The sequence below is a fragment of the Pseudovibrio sp. POLY-S9 genome (genome assembly GCF_001431305.1).
In the GTDB taxonomy this organism is placed as follows: Bacteria; Pseudomonadota; Alphaproteobacteria; order Rhizobiales; family Stappiaceae; genus Pseudovibrio.
In genome coordinates, this window is sequence record NZ_LCWX01000004.1 from 1 (window position 1) to 2312 (window position 2312).

Genomic DNA, 2312 nt, shown 5'->3' on the forward strand with positions numbered 1-2312 from the left:
TGTCAATGCTGGGTCAAATTTCCCCAAAAGTGCTGGACCAAATTTCCCCAGTTTGAGGTTTGGTGACCAGCCTTTTTTTAGGTCTAGTTCTCCTTTTTAGGTGGTCTTCCGCGACGTTTGGGTGGTGGTGGTGGATTTATTGATGCGTTGGCTCTTATATGCTCTGGAATAAGGTCCGCATGGCCGCGCAAGCGGTAGCTTGCGCCTTCGATGTGAATGACGACGGCATGATGTAACAGTCTGTCGAGAAGAGCGGTTGCAACAACACGATCGCCAAAGATCTCTCCCCATTCTGCAAAGCCACGGTTTGACGTAAGGATCATCGAGCCCTTTTCATAACGGGCATTGACGAGTTGGAAGAACAGGTTTGCCCCTCCTGTGGTGATTGGCAGATAGCCAATCTCATCGACGATCAACAGAGAGGTTCGTGCAAAGAAACGCAGTTTCTCCGTCAGCCGGCCTTCTCTTTCAGCTTTTGCCAAGGCTTCAATCAGGTCAGCTAAGGCGATGCGATAGACGCGCTTTCCCGCTTTAACGGCAGCAACTCCCAAAGCAGTTGCCAGGTGGCTCTTCCCGGTTCCAGGAGGTCCCAGAAAGTGAAGCACTTCATTGCGGCTGATAAACTCCAGCTCCGCCAGAGCCATGATGCGCTCCCGGTCCAGTGAGGGCTGGAATGTGAAGTCAAAGCTTTCCAGTGTTTTGATGGGTGTAAGACGGGCTGTTGTCAGAGCGACACCAATGCGGCGGCCTTCGCGCGTTGAATACTCTTCATTGAGCAGGCTGTCTAAAGCCTCCAGTGCTGTGAGCTCGCCTTGTTCCAGCTGGCTGAGCGTGTGGTCGAGTACCTCCAATGCCCGAGGCATTTTCAAGCCCACCAGTGAAGACTGAATACGTTTACTAAGAGAACTCATGGCTTGCCTCCCGCCCTGGCAAGTCGCTGGCCTACGGCTTCATAGAACTCCAGTGGGCGTTGACTTACACCGCTGTGTTTGGCTGGCTCTTTCCCGCCACGGCGGCGCTGTGTTGTCCGTGGAAGGGCTTTACGATGACGTGGGTCAACCTGACGCTGGTTCTTGCCTTCCAATACCGGGTGGGTGGCAATCAGTTGACCCTCTTCATAGATGCGAACCTTTTGCGGATGATGCTGGACTTCAACCCTGCGCTTCTTGACGGTGTCCGGCACTGAATAAAGGTTCCCTGCAACTGAGACCATGCCTTCATGTGTCACCCGTCGTTCCACCAGCAAAACAGCATCATAAGGGTGTGCTGGCAAAGGGATCAGAGCAGGCTGTTCCTCACAGAAAGCCTCCTTCACGACACGATTGGTAGTGGCATGAACACGAGCATTGGCAAAGTCCTCGCACCACTTTGTGAACTGGGCATTGAGATCATCCAGATCGCGGAATATGCGAGCGAGAAAGAAATCCTGCCGGATGTAGCGAAATGGACGCTCGACCTTACCTTTGGTCTTGGCCCGGTATGGCTGGCAAGCATCCGGCTGAGCGCCATAATGGTCCAAAAGAGCGACAAGAGATGGGTTAAAGCGAACAGTGCCATCTGGATCTTCTCCCAAAACGGCTGTCTTCATGCGATCATACAGCACCTCCAGTGTGGCACCGCCGAAGGCTTCAAAGGCTGCAATATGACAGCGCAGGACCGTTTCCAGTTTTTGATTGGAACAATAGCGTCCCCACACAAACCGAGAATTGCCAAGAACAATAGAAAACAAAAAGACTTTGCGCGTCACGCCCGGTTCACTGGTGAACTCTACCTGAAACTCAGCAAAATCCACCTGTGCCTGCTGGCCGGGTGCTGTCTCAAAGCGTCGTTCGAACGGGCGTGCCGAAGCTGGGCGAAGCTCGCGAAGATACTCAGTTACAGTGGAGTAACCGCCTTCAAATCCCAGGGCCTTTACCTCACGGTGTAAGCGCCGGGCAGACAGGCCTGGGAACCGCTCCAGGCGTTCGAGCAAGTAGTCTTTGTACTCCTCCAGCATACGCCCATCACGCTGACGAGGTCCGTAAACAGGGGCTTCAAGGCCTTGGTGCAGGTATTTAGCGACTGTCTTTCTATCCAGACTCGCTTTGCGCGCTATGGCACTTATAGACAAGCCTTGTTGCTTCAAATTATGGATCATTACGATCTTCCCGAGATTGACCACCCCCTCCGCACCCCTTTTTCCAACCGGAACGTGAGGGAGAGTTTGGCCAACTTTTGATTGAAGGGGCATGCCCCTTCAATCAAAAGTCAAAGCTGCGAAAGTGGGTAATTTTCAAGCAGCACAAATGGGGAAAATACATCCAGCACTGACA

General features: G+C 52.9%; 2 protein-coding genes. Both read right to left on the reverse strand.

The genetic code is table 11. From position 1 onward, the window contains the following. Window positions 1-83: 83 nt before the first annotated feature. Complete coding sequence (gene istB, locus PPL9_RS00060) at window positions 84-911, reverse strand: IS21-like element helper ATPase IstB (RefSeq protein ID WP_057460729.1); 828 nt, start codon at window positions 909-911, stop codon at window positions 84-86. Next, window positions 908-2161 carry an IS21 family transposase gene (istA, locus tag PPL9_RS00065; protein WP_057460730.1) on the reverse strand — a complete coding sequence of 418 codons (1254 nt, stop codon included), beginning with the start codon at window positions 2159-2161 and terminating at the stop codon, window positions 908-910. The genes istB and istA overlap by 4 nt, the downstream gene beginning before the upstream one ends. Between the last annotated feature and the right edge of the window lie 151 nt (window positions 2162-2312).

Bases quoted from the DNA above. Each gene is read 5' to 3' on its own strand.
- istB (WP_057460729.1), bottom strand. From the start codon at position 911: ATGAGTTCTCTTAGTAAACGTATTCAGTCTTCACTGGTGGGCTTGAAA.